The sequence below is a fragment of the Mesotoga infera genome (genome assembly GCA_011045915.1).
In the GTDB taxonomy this organism is placed as follows: Bacteria; Thermotogota; Thermotogae; order Petrotogales; family Kosmotogaceae; genus Mesotoga; species Mesotoga infera_D.
On sequence record DSBT01000151.1, the window covers coordinates 1 to 2513 of the forward strand.

Sequence of the window (2513 nt, forward strand, 5' to 3'; positions counted from 1 at the left end):
CCATCGGGCTTCTTTGTCATTCCCGTTCTAAGTTCCGACGAACCTTGCTGCCTAAATCAAATTGAATGTTTTGAGCGTGATATTCAGCATTATTACAAAGAAGACTACAAACAAAGCCCCCATAAGCAGCTTGATCTTTGCAGCTGCCTGAGTCGATGTCATGAACTCCTGTATCTTCTTCGTCGATGAGCTAAAGTAGGCGATCAGCGTGATTGCGATTATCGGAACTGTGAAGCCCAGATTGTAGGTAACCAATAATCCCAGCGCCCTTCCAGACACGCCGGAGCTGTTTATGATATAGACGATCGTAGGTAAATAGACCTGCCCGGTGCACATGAACTCCACGAAAGAAACGAGAATTCCTGTGACCAAAGATGCGATCCATATCGTCTTCGCCCTTGCGTTCTTTCTTATAATTTCGTGAGTTTTCCTCTTCAAGCCCGCTGACAGTTCTAGAATCGCCTTCTTGTTCTTGTACTTCATCCTGTAGAAATCAACGATGGAAAGAATCGCAAGCGCTCCGGTGAAGATAGCCATAGCCGGATAGAATATGAACTGGAAAATCCTGGAAATACTCTCGATATAACCCACGGCTCCGAGAAGCCCGGTTCCCATCAAGAGATAAGCTGCAAATATACCTATGGCAAAAAAGAGACCCGACACGAGGATCTCGTTTCTTCCCCGTCCAACGTAGTACAAATATGAAACAAGAAAAATCAGTACAACAAAAGCACATGGGTTTATTCCGTCAATCAAGCCCGCTCCCAGTACTACAAGGAAACCAAACTGTTCGTACCTATCGGTAAGTCTTTGGCCTACATCTTCGCTCAGAGCACCTATCTCGCCTAGCTTTGCCTCTCTTTCTTCTTGAGAGTAATTCTCCATGCTTTCAAGCAAGGCTCCCGGTTCAAGATTTGATGGAGTAAAGGCAGCCTTCCCAATGAAAATCATCGGATAGAGGTCGTACTCACTTTCATCGATTCCATAAACCATCGCGTACTTCAACTTCAGTTCCTGATTCTCGGATTCGCTCAACATAAACTTGTTCAGAACGACTTCATCCTCAATTTCGTACTTCAGGCTCTCGATCACCATCTCGGCTTCTAAACATTCCTGACAGGTTGAGACTCCAAAGAAATCGATCACAACAACTGCATTGAGAGCTCCCGCTAAGAGCACCAAGAAGAGAACTACTAAGTACTTCTTCATAAACACTCCCCTAATCTCTTAATCTCAGTCTGTCCCAAGAGTCTCGTCAAAGCTATAGAAGGTCTCGTCCCAATAATCGAGCGGGCAGATCTCTTCCTCCGAATCAAAGACATTCCCCGATCCCAGCACAGTTCCTTTGAAAGTCGTTCCTCCGCATCCGCAGTCAGTGCAGTTCTTTAAGTAGAGATCAAGTCCATGTCTCGTATTCGCGTAAAAAACATTATCGGTAAGAGTCGCCGTAGAAGTTATATTGGCCAGCACCCCGTTATCCACGTTTCCCGTTATCTTGTTCTCGATGAGAGATCCCGTTGACGTGCCGCTTAGAGAGACTCCGACCGTGTTTCTATTGAAGGTGCTGTTCTTGACTATATAGTTCAAACCGTTAGAGAAATTCACACCGGTTCCAGTTCTTTCAATGACGGTATTTTCTACTATCAATGTTGCTTCACCGTACGCATATATTCCTACAAGCCTAGTGCTAAGATATTCGTCGTTGCCGACACCCATAAGACTCGCAATATACGAGTCTGCAACTCTGAGCGTCCTGCCGTCCCCGCTGAAAGAAATTCCAAATCTTCCCCCGGCAATATTGCAGTTAATTACCTGACCAGAGGATCTAGAGAAATTTATCACCGAGCCCCCAGATTGGAAAGAGACACTATCTACGACAAAATCCTCGACACCCCTAACAAAGAGCACCGGAGAAGATTCGCTCTCAGCTACCAGAGTAACCTCTTCCCTTGAAGAGCCAATAATGGCTATGCTCTTGCTTACAGTAACATTTTCTCGATACACTCCGGGAAGTATCTTGACTGTATCGCCCTCTTTTGCCGCGTCAACTGCTTCTTGAATCGTGGCATACTGTCCCATCGCTCCAACGGTCAGCACTCCTTCGGCCACATCTGGTGCCTTAACGATGCTTATCTCAAAGGACTCCTGTGTTGAAGCTCCCTTTGAATCAACTACTCTTATTAAAGCGGTAATTGCTTCCTCGGTATAACTTCCCGCTTCATAAGTGAAGATTCCGGAACTTAAGTCAGAATTCACTGGTTCAATGACCTCGAAGCTTAGTTCATCACCGTCAGGATCGCTCGCAAACTGTTTCAGGTCGATTACCAGTGCTCTATGCTCCTGAACAATCTGGTCGCCTATTTTCATTACCGGCGCAGAATTTGTAGCTTTGACATCTACAACGAAGGCTGTCTCGCTTGTATTACCGTTGCTATCTGAAGAGACTATCTTCAGTTTGTTGCTTCCCGAGTCGACATATCTCGGCTGAATTAAAAGGACTCCATCTTCTATCC

At 45.6% G+C, this 2513-nt stretch carries 2 protein-coding genes; both read right to left on the reverse strand.

Going from position 1 to position 2513, the window contains the following annotated elements; all coding sequences use genetic code 11:
- Positions 1 to 51 precede the first annotated feature (51 nt).
- Positions 52 to 1209 (reverse strand): cytochrome C biogenesis protein CcdA, encoded by a 1158-nt coding sequence (locus tag ENN47_05455; GenBank protein ID HDP77620.1) that lies wholly within the window; start codon positions 1207 to 1209, stop codon positions 52 to 54.
- A gap of 24 nt (positions 1210 to 1233) precedes the next feature.
- Positions 1234 to 2079: a hypothetical protein gene (locus tag ENN47_05460; protein HDP77621.1), complete on the reverse strand. Its 846-nt coding sequence runs from the start codon at positions 2077 to 2079 to the stop codon at positions 1234 to 1236.
- Between the last annotated feature and the right edge of the window lie 434 nt (positions 2080 to 2513).

What these genes read in the sequence shown, in the direction of transcription:
- ENN47_05460 (HDP77621.1), bottom strand. Translation starts at nt 2,079, where the DNA reads ATGGGACAGTATGCCACGATTCAAGAAGCAGTTGACGCGGCAAAAGAG.
- ENN47_05455 (HDP77620.1), bottom strand. Translation starts at nt 1,209, where the DNA reads ATGAAGAAGTACTTAGTAGTTCTCTTCTTGGTGCTCTTAGCGGGAGCT.